Source organism: Microbispora sp. NPDC049633, assembly GCF_040675265.1.
GTDB lineage: Bacteria > Actinomycetota > Actinomycetes > Streptosporangiales > Streptosporangiaceae > Microbispora > Microbispora maris.
Window position 1 is genome coordinate 1 of sequence record NZ_JBFAOO010000180.1, and the last position, 14,926, is coordinate 14,926.

Annotated in this window: 17 protein-coding genes and 1 pseudogene; 8 read left to right on the forward strand and 10 right to left on the reverse strand. The window is 71.8% G+C overall.

The genetic code is table 11. The features are described 5' to 3' along the window. From AB0J39_RS31500 to AB0J39_RS31510, 3 genes and pseudogenes are all read right to left on the reverse strand, one after another. Positions 1 to 402: pseudogene (locus AB0J39_RS31500) on the reverse strand (hydrolase); the annotation flags it as partial. 158 nt (positions 403 to 560) lie between these two features. Beyond that, complete coding sequence (locus tag AB0J39_RS31505; RefSeq protein WP_363471424.1) at positions 561 to 1,055, reverse strand: DUF6157 family protein; 495 nt, start codon at positions 1,053 to 1,055, stop codon at positions 561 to 563. Between the two features lie 51 nt (positions 1,056 to 1,106). Beyond that, positions 1,107 to 3,263, reverse strand: a complete 2,157-nt coding sequence (locus AB0J39_RS31510; protein WP_363471426.1) for a glycogen debranching N-terminal domain-containing protein — start codon at positions 3,261 to 3,263, stop codon at positions 1,107 to 1,109. 166 nt (positions 3,264 to 3,429) lie between these two features. Between AB0J39_RS31510 and AB0J39_RS31515 the strand changes: the two genes are divergently transcribed. Then, positions 3,430 to 3,630, forward strand: a complete 201-nt coding sequence (locus AB0J39_RS31515; RefSeq protein WP_363471428.1) for a transposase — start codon at positions 3,430 to 3,432, stop codon at positions 3,628 to 3,630. 65 nt (positions 3,631 to 3,695) lie between these two features. On the opposite strand, the gene AB0J39_RS31520 is transcribed toward AB0J39_RS31515, so the two are convergent. The 4 genes from AB0J39_RS31520 to AB0J39_RS31535 all read right to left on the reverse strand — a co-directional run bounded on the left by AB0J39_RS31520 (position 3,696) and on the right by AB0J39_RS31535 (position 6,795). After that, positions 3,696 to 4,427, reverse strand: coding sequence for a hypothetical protein (locus AB0J39_RS31520; protein WP_363471430.1), 732 nt, complete (start codon positions 4,425 to 4,427; stop codon positions 3,696 to 3,698). Between the two features lie 359 nt (positions 4,428 to 4,786). Further along, complete coding sequence (locus AB0J39_RS31525) at positions 4,787 to 5,449, reverse strand: fasciclin domain-containing protein (protein WP_363471432.1); 663 nt, start codon at positions 5,447 to 5,449, stop codon at positions 4,787 to 4,789. 237 nt (positions 5,450 to 5,686) lie between these two features. Next, positions 5,687 to 6,295, reverse strand: coding sequence for a hypothetical protein (locus tag AB0J39_RS31530; protein ID WP_363471434.1), 609 nt, complete (start codon positions 6,293 to 6,295; stop codon positions 5,687 to 5,689). 275 nt (positions 6,296 to 6,570) lie between these two features. Then, the gene (locus AB0J39_RS31535) at positions 6,571 to 6,795 is read right to left on the reverse strand and encodes a hypothetical protein (protein WP_363471436.1); all 225 of its coding nucleotides are present in this window, start codon (positions 6,793 to 6,795) and stop codon (positions 6,571 to 6,573) included. Between the two features lie 176 nt (positions 6,796 to 6,971). On the opposite strand from AB0J39_RS31535, the gene AB0J39_RS31540 reads away from it, so the two are divergent. Beyond that, positions 6,972 to 7,199 carry a DUF2945 domain-containing protein gene (locus tag AB0J39_RS31540; protein WP_363471438.1) on the forward strand — a complete coding sequence of 76 codons (228 nt, stop codon included), beginning with the start codon at positions 6,972 to 6,974 and terminating at the stop codon, positions 7,197 to 7,199. 176 nt (positions 7,200 to 7,375) lie between these two features. Here AB0J39_RS31540 and AB0J39_RS31545 read toward each other — a convergent pair whose 3' ends face one another. Next, complete coding sequence (locus tag AB0J39_RS31545) at positions 7,376 to 7,555, reverse strand: DUF4236 domain-containing protein (protein ID WP_193207189.1); 180 nt, start codon at positions 7,553 to 7,555, stop codon at positions 7,376 to 7,378. Between the two features lie 240 nt (positions 7,556 to 7,795). On the opposite strand from AB0J39_RS31545, the gene AB0J39_RS31550 reads away from it, so the two are divergent. Together AB0J39_RS31550 and AB0J39_RS31555 are read left to right on the forward strand one after the other, a co-directional pair. Beyond that, positions 7,796 to 8,203 (forward strand): four-helix bundle copper-binding protein, encoded by a 408-nt coding sequence (locus AB0J39_RS31550; RefSeq protein ID WP_346227097.1) that lies wholly within the window; start codon positions 7,796 to 7,798, stop codon positions 8,201 to 8,203. Between the two features lie 215 nt (positions 8,204 to 8,418). Beyond that, positions 8,419 to 8,919: a MarR family transcriptional regulator gene (locus tag AB0J39_RS31555; protein ID WP_363471441.1), complete on the forward strand. Its 501-nt coding sequence runs from the start codon at positions 8,419 to 8,421 to the stop codon at positions 8,917 to 8,919. A 78-nt stretch (positions 8,920 to 8,997) separates the two neighbouring features. Here AB0J39_RS31555 and AB0J39_RS31560 read toward each other — a convergent pair whose 3' ends face one another. Further along, on the reverse strand, positions 8,998 to 9,606 hold the full coding sequence (locus AB0J39_RS31560; RefSeq protein ID WP_363471443.1) for a hypothetical protein: 609 nt from the start codon (positions 9,604 to 9,606) through the stop codon (positions 8,998 to 9,000). A gap of 157 nt (positions 9,607 to 9,763) precedes the next feature. Then, positions 9,764 to 11,212 carry an amidohydrolase family protein gene (locus AB0J39_RS31565; RefSeq protein WP_363471445.1) on the reverse strand — a complete coding sequence of 483 codons (1,449 nt, stop codon included), beginning with the start codon at positions 11,210 to 11,212 and terminating at the stop codon, positions 9,764 to 9,766. 249 nt (positions 11,213 to 11,461) lie between these two features. On the opposite strand from AB0J39_RS31565, the gene AB0J39_RS31570 reads away from it, so the two are divergent. From AB0J39_RS31570 to AB0J39_RS31585, 4 genes are read left to right on the forward strand one after another with little or no spacing between them, the layout of a single operon-like run. Further along, complete coding sequence (locus AB0J39_RS31570; protein WP_363471447.1) at positions 11,462 to 12,643, forward strand: CaiB/BaiF CoA-transferase family protein; 1,182 nt, start codon at positions 11,462 to 11,464, stop codon at positions 12,641 to 12,643. Then, positions 12,636 to 13,457 (forward strand): citryl-CoA lyase, encoded by an 822-nt coding sequence (locus AB0J39_RS31575; protein ID WP_363471449.1) that lies wholly within the window; start codon positions 12,636 to 12,638, stop codon positions 13,455 to 13,457. Before AB0J39_RS31570 ends, AB0J39_RS31575 begins: the two co-directional genes overlap by 8 nt. Before the next feature lie 17 nt (positions 13,458 to 13,474). Continuing rightward, positions 13,475 to 14,338: an extradiol ring-cleavage dioxygenase gene (locus AB0J39_RS31580; protein ID WP_363471451.1), complete on the forward strand. Its 864-nt coding sequence runs from the start codon at positions 13,475 to 13,477 to the stop codon at positions 14,336 to 14,338. Then, positions 14,335 to 14,694: a hypothetical protein gene (locus tag AB0J39_RS31585; RefSeq protein WP_363471453.1), complete on the forward strand. Its 360-nt coding sequence runs from the start codon at positions 14,335 to 14,337 to the stop codon at positions 14,692 to 14,694. The genes AB0J39_RS31580 and AB0J39_RS31585 overlap by 4 nt, the downstream gene beginning before the upstream one ends. The last annotated feature ends 232 nt before the right edge of the window (positions 14,695 to 14,926 follow it).

Here is a 14,926-nt window from a genome sequence, read left to right on the forward strand (position 1 = left end):
CGCCCCGACGCCGGCGGGCCGCGCCGCCGCGGCGACGAGCGCGGCGGCGGCGCCCGTGCTCGCGCCGAACAGCCCGACGGGCAGGCCGCCGACGGCCTCGTCCCCGGGCAGCCGGTCGGCCAGCCCGGCCACCCGTTCCGCCAGCAGGCCGATGTCGAAGCGCAGATGGCCGGTGACGGCGTCGGCGCGCTCCTCCTCCACCGTGAGCAGGTCGGCCAGGACGGTGGCCAGCCCGGCCCGCTGCAGCTCCCCCGCGACGTACCGGTTGCGCGGGCTGTGCCGCCCGCTGCCGCTGCCGTGGGCGAACAGCACCGCCCCCCTGGCCTCCCCGGGGACCACGACGTCCGCGTCGAGCACGACCCCGCCGACGGGGATCCGCACGCTGAGTTCGACTCCGCTCATGACGCCCGCCCTCCCCGGCCGCGCCCGGCTGAACTCCGCTGAGATCCGCCGGCCTCTGCCGGCCTCTGCCGACTTCTACCGGCCTCCGCGGAACAACCGGGCGTACCCCTGGCCGCTCCCGGCAAACTCGCGCGGTCCGCCCGTGGGAGCGGACGGCGTCAGGAGCGGCGCGAACGCATCGCCTTGAGCACGCGCACGCCGTCACCGCCCGTACCGCTGTCTCCCGGGCCGCTGTCCCCCGGGCCGCTGCCTCCGGTGCCGCCGGCCTGACCCTCCACCAGGCGCCGGTACTCCTCCGACTCCATCGGGCACAGCGCGATCCGGCCGTCCCGGTCGAACAGCAACCCCCAGCCGTGCTTCTTGGGCAGGGGCGACGCCCGCAGGCAGGCCTGGGAACGGGAGAAGAACTCCTTCCTGAGCTCCGCGCGCCGCTGTTCCGACAGGTCCCGCGGCGGCGGGTCCTGCCGGCGCAGCCAGGTCTCGAACAGCACGTCCTCCTGCGTCAGGCCGTACGGCGCGCCGGAGATCAGTTCGTACTGCAGGACGGCGACGGTGGGCCTGCCGCCCCTGGGCTTGGGCACCTCCGCGGCGTCCACCGGGCAGTCGTCGGCGACCGCGATGAGCGTCGAGTAGTAGTTGAGATCCTCGGCCATGGCTCCACTATGCCCCGGCCGATCGGCGGCCGGCCCGGGAGCGGCGGTGGGTCAGGAGCGGGCGCCGGATCTCTTCGGCGGGCGCGGCTCCGGGATGAGGCGCACTCCCTCGGGCAGGCCGCACACCCGCACCTCGCCGCTGCCCTCCCAGGCCTCCAGGTCCACCCGCGTGCCCGCCAGCGGCAGCCCGGAGATGCGCAGGTCCCCGAATCCCTCCGGCAGCACCGGCGCGATCCACACCCTGCCGCTGGGCACCCACGGGTCGATGCGGAGCAGGAGCCGTACGAGCTGTACCGGGGTGGCCGAGGCCCACGCCTGCGGCGAGCACGAGGTCGGGTATGGCACCGGCACGCCGAACTCCTCCCGGTCGAACCCGCAGAACAGCTCCGGCAGCCGGTCGCCGAAGGCGCGGGCGGTGTCGAGCAGCCCCATGGCGATGCGCTGGGCCTCCTCCACGAAGCCGTAGCGCATGAGCCCGGCCGCGGTGAGCGCGCTGTCGTGCGGCCAGACGGAACCGTTGTGGTAGCTCATGGGGTTGTAGGCGCCCATGTCGGAGGCGAGGGTGCGGACGCCGAAGCCGGTGAACATCCGCGGTGACAGCAGGTGCGCGGCCACGGCCGCCGCCTTGTCGCGGTCGACGATGCCCGACCACAGGCAGTGGCCCATGTTGGAGGCGAGGGCGTCGATCGGCCGGCCGTCGTGGTCGAGCCCGACGGCGAAGTAGCCGCGGTCGGGCAGCCAGAACCGCTCGTTGAACCGGGCGCGCAACTCGGCGGCGCGGTCCCGGTAGCGCCGCTCGGTCTCGGTGTCGCCCGCCTCGCGGGCGAAGTAGTGGCGGGCGACGCAGGCGGCGTAGACGTAGCCCTGCACCTCCGCCAGGGCGACGGGTGGCCGGGCGATCGTGCCGTCCGCGTAGTTGATGCCGTCGAAGGAGTCCTTCCAGCCCTGGTTGAGCAGGCCCTGGTCGGTCTTGCGCTGGTACCACAGGAACCCGTCGCGCATGCCGTACCGCTCGATCCACTCCAGCGCGGCGTCTGCGTGCGGGAGCAGCCGCTCGATCGACTCCCGGTGCAGGCCCCATCGGCGCAGCTCGCCGAGGAGGATGACGAACAACGGGCTGGCGTCCACCGAGCCGTAGTAGGCGCGCCCGCCGGCCGACGTGTCGTCCTGCCGGGCGCCGTACCTCAGCTCGTGCATGATCTTGCCGGGCTCCTCCTCGGTCAGCTGGTCGATTTCGGTGCCCTGCAGATCGGCCAGCCGGCACAGTGTGCCGTACGCCAGGTCGGGGTCGAGCGGCAGGGCCAGCCACGAGGTCAGCAGCGAGTCACGGCCGAACAGCGTCATGAACCAGGGCGCCCCGGCGGCGACGGTGGGCGGCAGCTCGGGGTGCTCGGGGTCGAACAGCCGCAGCGCGCCGAGGTCGTCGAAGGCCTGGCGCAGGATCCCCGCCAGGGAGACGTTGGTCGTCGTCACCTCGGGCAGGCGCCTGCGCCACTCGAACAACCGGCCCGCCCGCTGCGCCAGCGCAGGCGACAGCCGCTTCCCCGAGTACCACGGCTCGGTCTCGGCCCCCTCGATGATCGGGTTGACCTGGACGTAGGCCGTCCACTCGCCCCGCGGCGGAACCACCGCGCGGAAGACGAGCAGGCGCGGGTTGACCACCGGCAGGATCGGGGTGCCGTCGGCCTTGGCCGCCACCCGCGCTCCCCGGCCCTTGCTGATGGAGAACATGCGCAGCGACCGCTCCTCCGCCGCGGTCGTCACGTCGGCCACCCAGTGCACCCGGTGGGTCTTCACCTCGAACAGGTCGCACACGTCGGAGCCGACGTGCAGGGTCACCATGCAGCCGGCCGGCTCGTGGGACATGTTGCGGATGGTGATCTCCTCCGACAGCCCGCCGCCGACGTACCGGTCGCGCACGACCAGCAGCGTGCTCTCCGCCTGCCCCGGACGGGGCGCCGCCCGGCCGACGAAGGTCGCGTGGTACGGCTCGCCCGTGAGGACCTGGAGCTCCTCGACCGGGCCGTCGTCGACGCGCAGCTCCCACTGGGACAGCAGCCGGGTGTCGGCGTAGTAGATCCCCTGCGCCGACCCGGGCAGGATGTCGCCGTTCCGGGCCGACACGCAGAACGATCCCCCGGCCACGAGCGTCATGGCGCCCCCGCCGATGGCGCTGGGCTGTCCCTCGAACGTCCACCCGCTCGTCATGCCGATCACCCCGGCCCGATCCCCGTTCCCCGACGGTTGCCCTCATACCCGGAGATCGAGCGCGCTTTCGCCATGCTTGGAGTCTTATGTCCGTATTGGGCGGCATGGCGGCTCGACCAGGGCCGCTTTACCGGCCCATGACCCGGCGTTGCCTACTCTTCCCCCCGTGCGCAGGTGGGTGAGCCCGGAAGGGCACGAGGTGGACCTGGTGGTCATCGAGGGCCGCGGGCTGCTGCGCGTCCGCCACCTGGGCTACCACGTGGGCTACTGCGCCTCCGTCGAGGAGGTCGCGGCCCATCTCGATCTCGCCGATCTGGTGGAGGTAGTCGACCTGCGCCGCGCCGCCAGGGCCCGCGGACACGGGTGAGGGGCGAGCCGGTCCGGCTCACCCCTCCCTCGTGTCACCGCCCCGCCTCACGACGGCGCGGGCGCTCAGTCCCAGCCCGGCATGTTCCAGAAGTCGTCGGAGATGGGCGCCTTGGACTGGGCCTTGGGCTTGGCCTGGGGCTTGGCCTGGGGCTTGGCGGCCTTCGGCTTACCCGGCTTCTGCATGCCCCAGCCCTGCATCTCCCGCACCCAGGCGCCGGCGTCCTCGTCGTCGGTCTGCCGGGTCGTCGGCTTACGGGTGAAGTCGTTGCCGGACAGCTTCGTGTACGTCGGCTGATTGGACGTGGGGTGAAGGAAGACGTCCTGAGGCGCGCCGCCGCCGTTGGTGGTGTTCTTGCCGGTGGCGGGCATCGTGAACATGGAGCCGTTGGCCGGCTGCGAGCCGTTCGCCTGGTCGCCAGGCCGGCTGATCAGCGGAACGTTCGGGCCGGCCCCGGTCGGGCCGTCGCCGCGCGGGGCGGCGGCACCCGCGCCGCCGTTCGCCTGCGTACCGGTCGCCGGCCGGTTGGCGGGACGGCCGTTCGCCGCCGGACCGTTCGCCCGGTTCTCGGCCTGGTCGTCGGCCGACATGAACGGGCCGACCTTCGCGCCCTTGTCCAGGATGTCCAGCGTCTTCGCGGCGACGAAGTCGGGCTCCTCCGGGTGGTTCATCGCCAGTGCGGCGATCTGCTTGCCGGGCGACATCGGCTCCCTGGCGGACAGCGGAGCCTGGTCGCCGGGCGCACCCGCGGGACCCGAAAGAAGAGCGGCGGCGAGTACGGCAGTACATAGAGGCATGAGAATTTCCCCCGAAATCTGGTGGACGGTACAAGAACGAAGGTAAGCGCACGATGCCGGGCGATCACGGACCCGACGCTCAGTGTCCGGTCAAATAAGAGGATCAGCCGCTTCAGGACATAGGCCGCAGGTCACACACCACTCGTCGGCCCCGGAGACGTGCTGACGCGAGTCGCAGCAGCCATCAACAATAAAAACGCGAAATAAGACTGTATGTCCGTCCCGCTGTCCGCGGATTTCGCGGAATCCGCGGAGGAACCACCTCCGCCGGCGACGCCGCAGAACGGCTCCGCAAAACCGAACGGGGGTGAGCCGCGGTGCGGCTCACCCCCACAAGACGGTCGCGGAGCGACGTACGGTCACCTCGGCATGAGGACCTTGTCGACCGTGTAGACGGTGGCGTTGCTCGTCGCGATGTTCCCGCAGGTCACCGCCGCGTCGTTGACCTTGAGGCTGGAGTCGGACCCGGAGACCGTGAGCTTGCGGCCCTCGAGAGAGGTCAGCTGGCCGTGCATGTCCGCCGGCGCCTTGCGTCCCTTCACCACGTGGTAGGCCAGCAGTCCCCGGAGCGACTTGCGGTTCGACATCATCTGGTCGAGCTGGCTCTTGGGGATCTTGTTGAACGCTTCGTTCGTGGGCGCGAACACCGTGATGTCCTGGGCGGAGTTGAGCGTCTCGGCCAGTCCGGCCTTCTTCACCACACGCGCCAGCGTGGACAACGACGGGATGTCGGAGAGCGCGGTGCCGACCGGCACCTTGGCCAGTTCGGCGGGACTGCCCTTGCCCGAGGCCGGCAGCGCGGAGCAGCCCGCGCCGACGGGCGTCCCGGAGACCGCCGGCGACGCCGACGGGCTCGGGGAGACGGTCTCACTCGCCTCCGGGCTGGGCGTCTCGGTGGTCATGTCCGTGGCGGTCTCGTTGGCCGCGACCGGAGCCGCGGTGTTGTCGCCCTGACTGCCGCAGGCCGCGGACATCGAGAGCGCCGCGGTCAGGGCGGCAAGGGCGAGCAGACGGGTATTCATGATCGTGCTTCCTTAGTCGTGGAAAGGTCGTTGCTGGGTGGCGGGTCGGGTGCGTGACGAGACACGGAGCGAACGCACCGATCGGTCCCGGTACCGGACGCGGTGCGCGGCGTGCCACCCGCACGACCGCCCGCGCCTACCGGCCCCTGCGGACGGCGACACCGGAAGAGCCCGCCACACCGGCTCAGCACCGGTGTGGCGGGCCGATCAGACGGGCCGCTCACACGGGCCTGTCCGTCAGGCCGTCCGGGGCGGGCTCACCAGCCGCGGCGAATGGTGCCGGCCGGGGCGGGTGACCGTCTTCTGGCGCGGCGCCTTCTGCTGCGCCGTCTTCTCCTGTCCCCTGGGCTGCGGGTAGGACTTGGTCGTCTGGACCCCCTGCACGGGGCGGAAGGTGAACGGCTTCGGCGCCTCCCCGGAAGCGAGGACGGGCTGGATGAAGACGTCGCGCGTCTTCGGATCGATCACCGGGACGAACTTGGTCTCGTTCTCCCCCCCGGCCGCCCGGCCGTCCGACGTCTGGGCGGGACTTCCGGCGTCCGTACCGGAGGCTCCGGCCGCGCTCGGAGCGGCCGGCGATTCGGGAGCGGTGCCCGTGTCGTTCCGCCTGCCGTCCGTCCCGCTGGGAGTCATCCATGGCGGCGCCTGGGGAATGGGGAACGGAAAGTCCCCGGCCTGGGGCGCCATGCCGGGCAGCGACGCGGATTGCGGCCGGCCCGTGGACGGCGTCGCGGCGTTGTTCTTGTCCGTGGTGGCCCTCGTTCCGGGCGGGGCCGGGTCCGGCGGCACGGCGGCCGGCCCCGACAGCAGGGCGGCGGCCAGCACAGCGGCTGTGCAGAGAGGCATGAGACTCCCCCGAGGTCATGGATGGTACGAGCACGACGGTAAGCGCCGCACCGGGGAGTGATCACGCATCCGACGACCAATGTCCGGTCAAGCATGATGATCGGGCGCTTCACCCGTAAAGATCCCATCGCACCCGCAAGCGCACGCCGTGCTGGCCTCGGGTGCGGCGCGTGCTGAGGAGCGCGGCAGGCTCAGCCGTGCAGGCGCGATCACGAGGCCATCGGTCGGCGAGCTCGGCCCGGCAGGCTCAGCCCGGCAAGCTCGGCCCGGCAGGCTCAGTCCGGCAGGCTGACATCGATCGGCACCACGATCGGCGGGTGCGGGGGCGGGTGCGGCACCGGCCGCTGCTCGAAGTGCTGCTCCAGGGCGCGGCGGAGCCGATCCAGCGCCTCGTCGACCGTGTGCCCTTCGCAGGCCATCTCGACCTGGACGCACCGCGCGCAGTACAGGCCACCGTCCCCGGGAGTGACGGTCGCGGTCAGCCGCACGGTCCGTCCCATGCTCCCACCGTGCGCGGGAGCGCGCCGTGGCAATCCCGGCAGGAGGGCAACAAATCGGAGATCTCCCGCACCGGCTCCCGCGCACGTGCGCTTCACACGGGGGGCTTTGCCGAAATAAGAGCCGTTCGGGCGCGACGCCGGGAGGACGGCGCGTTTCCCCGGGTAGGTCCGGGCGTATGAGTAAAAAAGGCAAGAAGGAAGAGCCGTCCGTGGGCGACGAGGTCACCTGGAAGAGCCACGGCGGCACCGCGACCGGCAAGGTCGAAAAGAAGATCACTGAGCGCACGGAGGAGGCGGGCCGCACGGTGGCCGCCTCGCCCGAGGACCCGCAGTTCCTCGTACGCAGCGAGAAGAGCGGCGGGACCGCGGTGCACAAGCCGTCGGCCCTGCACCCCGAGGAGTGATGTGCCGTCCGTCGAGCGCCGGATGGCGGCCCCGCCCGGTCAGGCGGACGTCGACTCAGGCGGTCGTCGACGCCGTTCACCGGGCATCCGGAGCCGCGACCGAAAAGGCATGAGAGGAGCACGGGCCCACGGGCGCGCGCCGGGGGCGCACCCGAGGCGCCGGCCGCCCCCGCGAGCTAGTTGAGCGTCTTCCTCCAGTGGAAGCCGCCGGGCAGGTTCACCGTGAGGGTACGGCGCCCGTCCGCCGTCTTCGTGACGCGGAAGGCGCGTCCGCCGAAGCTGTGCCCGACGCCGCCGCGTGAGAGGTTGAGTCTGAACGGTCCCATCTTGATCGATTTTCGATAGCTCCAGCCCATGGTGTCCCTCCACGATTTCCGGTGCCCCCACGACTACCCCGCAAGTCGATCAGCACACGGGATCTTCTCCGTTTACGTCTCTGCGGATGGGTATGGCCAAGAGCTGGACGAGCTTTTCGGCCGTCACGACCCCCGATCGGACAGCCGGCCGGGCGCCGGGGCTCGACGGGCCCGGCCGTACCGGCCGGGGTTCTCGCCGCCGCACGGAGCCGCCCGTTCGAGACCGGAAGGAGCGATGCCATGGGACACGCCGGAGTGATGCTGGAGACCTACCCCGCCGACCTCGGCGGCGTGGACAGGCAGGTGCTGGCGAAGTGCATCGAGGCCTGCTTCGACTGCGCACAGACCTGTACGGCCTGCGCGGACGCCTGTCTGAGCGAGCACGCGGTGGCGGAACTGGTCCGTTGCATCCGCACCAACCTCGACTGCGCCGACATCTGCGCGACGACGGGCCGGGTGCTGTCGCGGCACACCGGTTACGACGCGAACCTGACCCGCGCGCAGTTGGAGGCGTGCGCGCAGGCGTGCCGCAGTTGCGGTGACGAGTGTGGTCAGCACGCCCACGTGCACGAGCACTGCCGGGTGTGCGCCGAGGCGTGCCGCCGCTGCGCCCAGGCCTGCAACGAGCTGCTGGCCTCGCTCGGCTGACACGCGTCGCACCGCGACCGGCAGGCCGCTCAATTGCACCGCCACCGGCCGCCCGGATCGCACCGCCACCGGCAGGCCGCTCGGATCGCACAGCGGCCGGCGGCCGCTCAATTGCACCGCGGCCGGCGGCCGCTCAATTGCACCGCGACCGGCGGCCGCGCAGTTGCGGGGTGCGATGACATGGCGGCGCGAGCGAGCGTGTAAAAACGGTGCCTATGGCAAAGGAAGCGGACGAGGAGCCCACCGGCGACGACCTGGAGGCCGTCACCGTCGCCGTGCTCACCGCCTCGCGCGTGCTCGTCGCGGTCTCCGCGCGGTCCCTCGCCGCCGCGGAGGACCGCGTCACCCTGCCGCAGTTCCGTATGTTGCTGGTGGTCGGGCAGGGGGAGACCAAGCTGGTGACGCTGGCCGAGAAGCTCGGCGTGAACCCGTCGACCGCAATGCGGATGGCCGATCGCCTCGCCGTCGCCGGCCTGCTTGAGCGTGAGGTCAACCCGCTCAACCGGCGGGAGACCCTGCTGCGGCTGACCGGCAACGGACGGCGCATCGTGGACGAGGTCACCGCCCGGCGCAAGGAGGAGATCGCCGCGATCCTCACGCGGCTGCCGGCGTCCCGGCGGCAGGCCCTCATCGTCGCCATGCGGGAGTTCAACGAGGCGGCGGGCGAACCGCCGGCCCGCATCGCCTTCCCGCTCGGCTGGCCCGGCCCGTCCTGACGTCGCAGCCGCCCGGCCCCCGTCACGCTCGTTGCCGCTTCCGAGGGCGACCCCGTCAGGAGGCCGGCCGACAGGGGGTCAGCAGCCGGAGGCGGCGCAGACGCCGGGGATGAGCCCGGGGGCCCCGTCGGCGCCCGCCGGCATCTCGCCCTGGTCCTGGCTCGAACCGCCCTTCGAGGCGCCGCCCGTCTTGGACGTGCCGGTCCCGGCCCGGTTCGTGCCGGAGCCCTGCCCTCCGGAGGAGGAGCCGCCGCCCGAGGACCCGGCCGCGGTGTCCGCGCCGCCTCCGGCGGACGCCTGGCCGCCACCGGAGCCGTCTCCGCCGGATCCGGTCGCGCCCTGGTCGCCCGAATTCTGGTCCCCTGAGCCCTGATCCGCCGAGCCCTGCGGGTCCTGCCCGCCCTCCGCCCCGGTCTGGTCGCCGGTGCCGTCACCGGTGGAGCCGCCGTCCTGGGCCGGGCCCGCCGACTGTTGCACGCCGCCCGCGGCGGGCGGGTCCGCCGGGCCCGAGCCGTCGCGCAGCGCGTAGCCCGCTCCCCCCGCGGCCAGTACGGCGACCAGCGCCGCGGCGGCGATGACGAGAGGCTTCCTGTTCTTGGTCGTGGCCGGCGGCTCATCCCGGCTGGAGAGGATCTCCTGCCGGAAATGATCGTCCTGGCTCGTCTGCGACGGGACGCGCCCTTGCATGTGAGACAACTCCCAGCGGTCGTTACGGGGGAAAGCTCCACGGCTTCCGCGGGTGGCTGCCCACACTAACCCCACCAGTGAGCTAATCTCACAAATAACCGCAAACAATCATGAATCTCCCAGGGTTTCCCCCGGCCCGATCACGCTGCGTACCAGGTCAGCGGCTGTGCGTCGCCGCACTGTGGTAGTCGGTGTACGTGTAGGGATTGTCGAGGATCTTCGTCTCGGGGATGTCCGGGTTCATCCCCTTCTGCCATGCCTCCTCGCCCAGGGTCGAGCGCAGGTACTCGACGGTCCGCTCCACCTCGCGGCGGGCCGCGGCGAGGTCCACGCCGACCAGCCGGTGCTCGTGCTTGACCACCTGGCCGTTCACGAGGACCGTGTGCACGTCGCCGCGCTGCGCCTGGAACGCGACGTGCCCGTACGGGTTGAGCAGCGGGAACGACACGGGCGACGCGTCGTTCTTGATGAGCACGATGTCGGCCTTCCGGCCCGCCTCGATGCGGCCGAGGTCGTCGGCGCGGCCGATCGCGCGGGCCCCGCCACGCGTCGCCCAGTCCACCACCTGGTCGGCGCGCAGGCTGCAGTGGGTGACCGTCTCCCCCTTGGCGTGCGCCTCCATGTGCTCCCGGGAGCGGTCGGCCCCGAGCGTCGTGCGCATCGCGGAGAACAGGTCGCCACTCCACCAGACGCTGGTGTCCATCGACAGCGAGACCGGGATGTCGTGCGCGCGGATGGCCCAGGTGGGCGGGTAGCCCTGGCCCGCGCTCTGCTCGCTCTCGGTGGAGACCGAGATCGAACCGCCGGTGGCGGCGATGCGGTGATAGGAGTCCGCCGACAGCGAGGCGGCGTGGACGTAGACCGTCTCGGGCGTCATGAAGCCGTGCTCGTACATCAGCCGGATGCCGTCGTCGCTGGTCGCGCCCCACACGCCCGCGTGGGTCGTGACGGGGACGCCGAGGTCGCGGGCCACCTCGAAGGCCGGCTTCTCGGGGAAGGCCGGGTCGCCGGTGACGTCGAAGGCGATCTGGAAGCCCAGCAGGTCGTCGCCCGTGATGCGGCGGTTGACGAAGTCGCGGAACTCCGGCGCGCCGGTCCACTCGGCCGGCGGCGCCTGGATGTTGCCGTAGGCCAGCACGAACCGGCCGGGCACCGCCCGCAGGGCGTCGACGGCCGCGTCGGCGTGGTCGACGGTCCGCAGCCCGTGCGACCAGTCCACGACCGTGGTGACGCCGGCGTCGATCGCCTCGATCGCGGCCAGCAGGTTGCCGGCGTGCACGTCCTCCGGCCGCCACAGCTTGCCGTACTCCAGGTAGTACCAGACGAAGTACTGCGTCAGCGTCCAGTCGGCGCCATAGCCGCGCATCGCCGTCTGCCACATGTGCCGGTGAGTGTCGATCATGCCGGGCATGACGATGCCCCCGGTGGCGTCGACGACCACGGCGCCGTCCGGCACGGGCAGGTCCGGCCCCACCTCCGCGATCCGGTCCCCGACCACGAGGACGTCCGTGCTCGGCAGCACACTGTGCCCGTCGTCCATCGGCAGCACCGTCCCGCCGCGCAGCAGCACGGGCCGGTCCGGCCCGAAATCGGTCGGCTCGTTCATCGTCGAACTCCTCACCTGTGCCGAGCACGGCCGCATTCCGCCGAACAGTTGTCCGCCACACGGTCAGTGCTGCATCCGCTGCTACTTTCCCGAGCGCCGTCCCCGCTGTCAACCATGCGTTTTCGGCCGCATCCTGCAACGGAGTAGCGGCTACCCCGTTTGACCAGAGAGACGGCTGTGCCAGAATCGGCGTCACGGACCGATGTCCGTTCAGCGGACACAGCAGTCACAGCAAGGAGGGGGAGCCGGATGACAGACGACACCGCGCCCGAGCGGGGAGGCGGGCCGCTGTCCGGCGTGCTGGTGGCCGACTTCTCCCGGGTACTGGCCGGGCCGTACGCCACGATGCTGCTGGCCGACCTGGGCGCCGAGGTCGTCAAGGTCGAAGGGCCCAAGGGAGACGACACCCGCACCTGGATGCCGCCCGTACGCGGCGACGTGTCGACGTACTACCTGGGGGTCAACCGGGGCAAGCGCTCGATCGCGCTCGACCTGCGGGACCCCGACGACGCACGGGTGGGCCGGGAGCTGGCCCGGCGCGCCGACGTGCTGGTGGAGAACTTCAAGCCGGGCGGGCTCGCCAAATACGGCCTCGACTACGCCTCGGTGAGCGCGGCCAACCCCGGCGTGGTGTACGCCTCGATCAGCGGGTTCGGCTCCGGCGCGGGCCGCGACGTGCCCGGCTACGACCTCATGGTGCAGGCCATGTCCGGCCTGATGAGCCTGACCGGCGACCCGGACGGGCCGGCGTACCGCGCGGGGATCTCGGTCTTCGACGTGATGGCGGGCAACCACGCCGCCATCGGCGTCCTCGCCGCCCTGCGCCACCGCGACGTCACCGGGCAGGGCCAGCACGTCGAGGTCAACCTGCTGTCCTCGGCGCTGACCGGCCTGGTCAACCACAGCTCCGCGTACGTCGCCGGCGGCGTCGTCCCCTATCGCATGGGCAACGCCCACCCGAGCGTGTTCCCCTACGAGCCGCTGCCCACCGCCGACAACGACCTCATCGTCGCGGCCGGCAACGACGGCCAGTTCCGCAAGCTGTGCGAGGTGCTCGGCATCCCGGAGATCGCCGACGACCCGCGCTTCGCGCGCAACGCCGACCGGACCTCGCGCCGTGAGGAGCTGCGGCCCATCCTGGTCGAGAGGCTCGCCGCGCGCGGCGCGCTGGAGTGGTTCGAGTCGCTGGTCGCCGCCGGGGTGCCGTGCGGGCCGATCAACACCATCGACGGCGGGTTCGCCATGGCCGAGCGCTTCGGGCTCGACCCGGTCGTGGAGGTGGGCGAGGGCGACCGGGCGGTCCCGACCACCCGCCACCCGATCCGGTTCTCCGCGACCCCCGCCGCCTACCGGCTGCCGCCGCCGGAGCTGGACGAGCACGGAGACGAGCTGCGCGAGTGGCTGACGCAGGAGGAGGACCGCGATGTCTGACCGGCCCGAGACGACCGAGCGGCCGTCGTACCCGACCGCGTTGGGGGCGTCCTCGCTGAAGTCGATCACCCTTCTCGGCTGCGACCTGGCCGAGGACGTGATGGGCAAGGTCGGGTTCGGCGAGCTCGCGTTCTGGCTCGCCGCCCAGCGCAGGCCCACGGCGGGCGAGACCCGCGTGTTCGAGGCCGTGCTCGCCGCGCTGGCCGACCACGGGTTCACCCCGACCGCGATCGTCACCCGGCTGACATATTTGTCCGCGCCCGACTCGATCCAGGGCGCGCTCGCGGCCGGGCTGCTCGGCGGCGGGTCGCGCTTCCTCGGCGTCACCGAGGATTGCGGCCGGTTCCTGCACGAGGTGCTGGCGGCGCACGACGGCCCGCCGCCCACCGGCGACGACGGCTGGGACGCCCTCGCCCTGGAGACCGTACGGGCCCGGCGGCGGGCGAAACGGTTCATCCCCGGCCTCGGCCACCACGTGCACAAGGAGGGCGACCCGCGCACGCCCCGGCTGATGGAGATCGCCGCCGAGGAGAACCTGTTCGGGCCGCACCTGTCGCTGTTCGCCGCGATCGGCCGCGTGCATCCGCAGGTGCTGGGCAAGACGCTCCCGCTCAACGGCGCGGGCGTCTGCGGCGCGGCGCTGGCCGACCTCGGCCTGCCGCTCGAACTGCTGCGCGGCTTCGCCCTGCTCGCGCGTACGGCCGGCCTGATCGGGCAGCTCGCCGAGGAGCTGCGCCGCCCGGTGGCGAACGAGATCTTCCTGTCGGTGGACCTCAACAACCGGTCCGTCGGCCCCGAGCCCTACACCCCCTGACGCCACTGGAGGTTCGCATGGCTGAACTGGTCGCGGTGATCGCGTCCACCCATCACCCGTTCTACTACCGCGCCAGCACGGCCACCGGCGAGGACCGCCCGCCCTTCGCCGACGAGTGGGTGCGCAAGGTCGAGGCGTTCCGGGAGACGCTGACGAAGGCGCGGCCCGACGTGCTGGTCATGGTCGGCTCCGACCACTTCCACCAGCTCTGGCTCGACAACATGCCGCAGTTCCTCGTCGGCAAGGCGCCGTTCTACGACGCGAACTGGTACAACGAGGAACGCGAGTTCGGCCTGCCCCGGATGTTCTTCACGGGCCAGGAGGACCTGTCGGCGTACATCCTGCGGGAGGGCCTGGACGCGGGTTTCGACCTGGCCTTCTCCAACGAGCTGCGGATCGACCACTCGATCACCTGCCCGATCATCACGCTGCGGCCGCAGAACGACCTGCCGATCGTGCCGATCTACACCAACATCTTCGCCCCGCCGCTGCCGCGGCCGAAGCGGTTCGTGCAGCTCGGCCGTACGATCCGGGAGCTGGTGGAGTCGTGGCCGGCCGGCAAGCGGGTGGCGGTGATCGGCACCGGGCACCTGTCGCTGGAGCTCGGCGGGCCGCGCCAGTTCGGCCCGCACGGGCCCGACCCCGAGTTCGACCGCAGGGCGGTCGAGTGGATCTCCTCGGGCGACATCGAGGGGTGCCTGTCGGAGGTCACCCTCGACAGCCTCCACCTGCCCGGCAACGCCACGCACGGCTTCATGGACTTCATGCTGATGATGGGCGTGGCCGGCGAGGGCGCCAAGGCCGACTACGTCGACACCTACGACCTGTTCCACACCATGGAGGCCTACTTCACCTGGTACCCCAACGGAGGCGTGGCGTGAGCAAGTATCTGCTGAACAAGTTCCTGTTCACCGTGGACCGCGATCCCGACCTGGTCGAGCGCTACCGCGAGGACCCCCGGGGCACGGTCGAGTGGTGGGAGGCCGAGCACGCCAACCGGCTGCTGAGCTGCCACGGCGGGGAGGCGTCCACCTGGCTGCGCTTCGAGGACGCCGAGCGCGAGGCCCTGACCGGGCACGACTACCCGAAGCTGTTCGAGCTGGGCGCGCACCCGTTCCTCACGCTCACGCTGTTCATCGCGATGTTCGAGCGCGACCACGAGCCGATGGGCTTCCAGACCGAGTACGCCCGGCGGCTGGCCCACATGACCCTGCCGTACCCCGACATCGCGACCTGATCGGACCTGCCCGCCGTCGAGAGCGGGCCGGGGCGGCGAGGCGCCGGGCACGCCGTGCGGGGCGTGCCCGGCGGCTCTCGCCGACGACGACGTGCCTCAACCGGATAGCCACAACCAGACGTTCCACAACCAGACGTGCTTCGGCGAAAGGTGGACCATGCGAGCGGCACAGATCGTGGAACCCGGCAGGCCGCCGCTGGTGGCCGACCTGCCCGTGCCCGCCGCCGGGCCC

Excerpts from the sequence above, each read along its gene's own strand:
- AB0J39_RS31530 (WP_363471434.1), bottom strand. The coding sequence starts at position 6,295 with ATGCCTCTCTGCACAGCCGCTGTGCTGGCCGCCGCCCTGCTGTCGGGG.
- AB0J39_RS31510 (WP_363471426.1), bottom strand. The coding sequence starts at position 3,263 with ATGACGAGCGGGTGGACGTTCGAGGGACAGCCCAGCGCCATCGGCGGG.
- AB0J39_RS31555 (WP_363471441.1), top strand. The coding sequence starts at position 8,419 with ATGGCAAAGGAAGCGGACGAGGAGCCCACCGGCGACGACCTGGAGGCC.
- AB0J39_RS31550 (WP_346227097.1), top strand. The coding sequence starts at position 7,796 with ATGGGACACGCCGGAGTGATGCTGGAGACCTACCCCGCCGACCTCGGC.
- AB0J39_RS31560 (WP_363471443.1), bottom strand. The coding sequence starts at position 9,606 with ATGCAAGGGCGCGTCCCGTCGCAGACGAGCCAGGACGATCATTTCCGG.
- AB0J39_RS31535 (WP_363471436.1), bottom strand. The coding sequence starts at position 6,795 with ATGGGACGGACCGTGCGGCTGACCGCGACCGTCACTCCCGGGGACGGT.
- AB0J39_RS31545 (WP_193207189.1), bottom strand. The coding sequence starts at position 7,555 with ATGGGCTGGAGCTATCGAAAATCGATCAAGATGGGACCGTTCAGACTC.
- AB0J39_RS31570 (WP_363471447.1), top strand. The coding sequence starts at position 11,462 with ATGACAGACGACACCGCGCCCGAGCGGGGAGGCGGGCCGCTGTCCGGC.
- AB0J39_RS31540 (WP_363471438.1), top strand. The coding sequence starts at position 6,972 with ATGAGTAAAAAAGGCAAGAAGGAAGAGCCGTCCGTGGGCGACGAGGTC.
- AB0J39_RS31520 (WP_363471430.1), bottom strand. The coding sequence starts at position 4,427 with ATGCCTCTATGTACTGCCGTACTCGCCGCCGCTCTTCTTTCGGGTCCC.
- AB0J39_RS31565 (WP_363471445.1), bottom strand. The coding sequence starts at position 11,212 with ATGAACGAGCCGACCGATTTCGGGCCGGACCGGCCCGTGCTGCTGCGC.
- AB0J39_RS31525 (WP_363471432.1), bottom strand. The coding sequence starts at position 5,449 with ATGAATACCCGTCTGCTCGCCCTTGCCGCCCTGACCGCGGCGCTCTCG.
- AB0J39_RS31580 (WP_363471451.1), top strand. The coding sequence starts at position 13,475 with ATGGCTGAACTGGTCGCGGTGATCGCGTCCACCCATCACCCGTTCTAC.
- AB0J39_RS31505 (WP_363471424.1), bottom strand. The coding sequence starts at position 1,055 with ATGGCCGAGGATCTCAACTACTACTCGACGCTCATCGCGGTCGCCGAC.
- AB0J39_RS31575 (WP_363471449.1), top strand. The coding sequence starts at position 12,636 with ATGTCTGACCGGCCCGAGACGACCGAGCGGCCGTCGTACCCGACCGCG.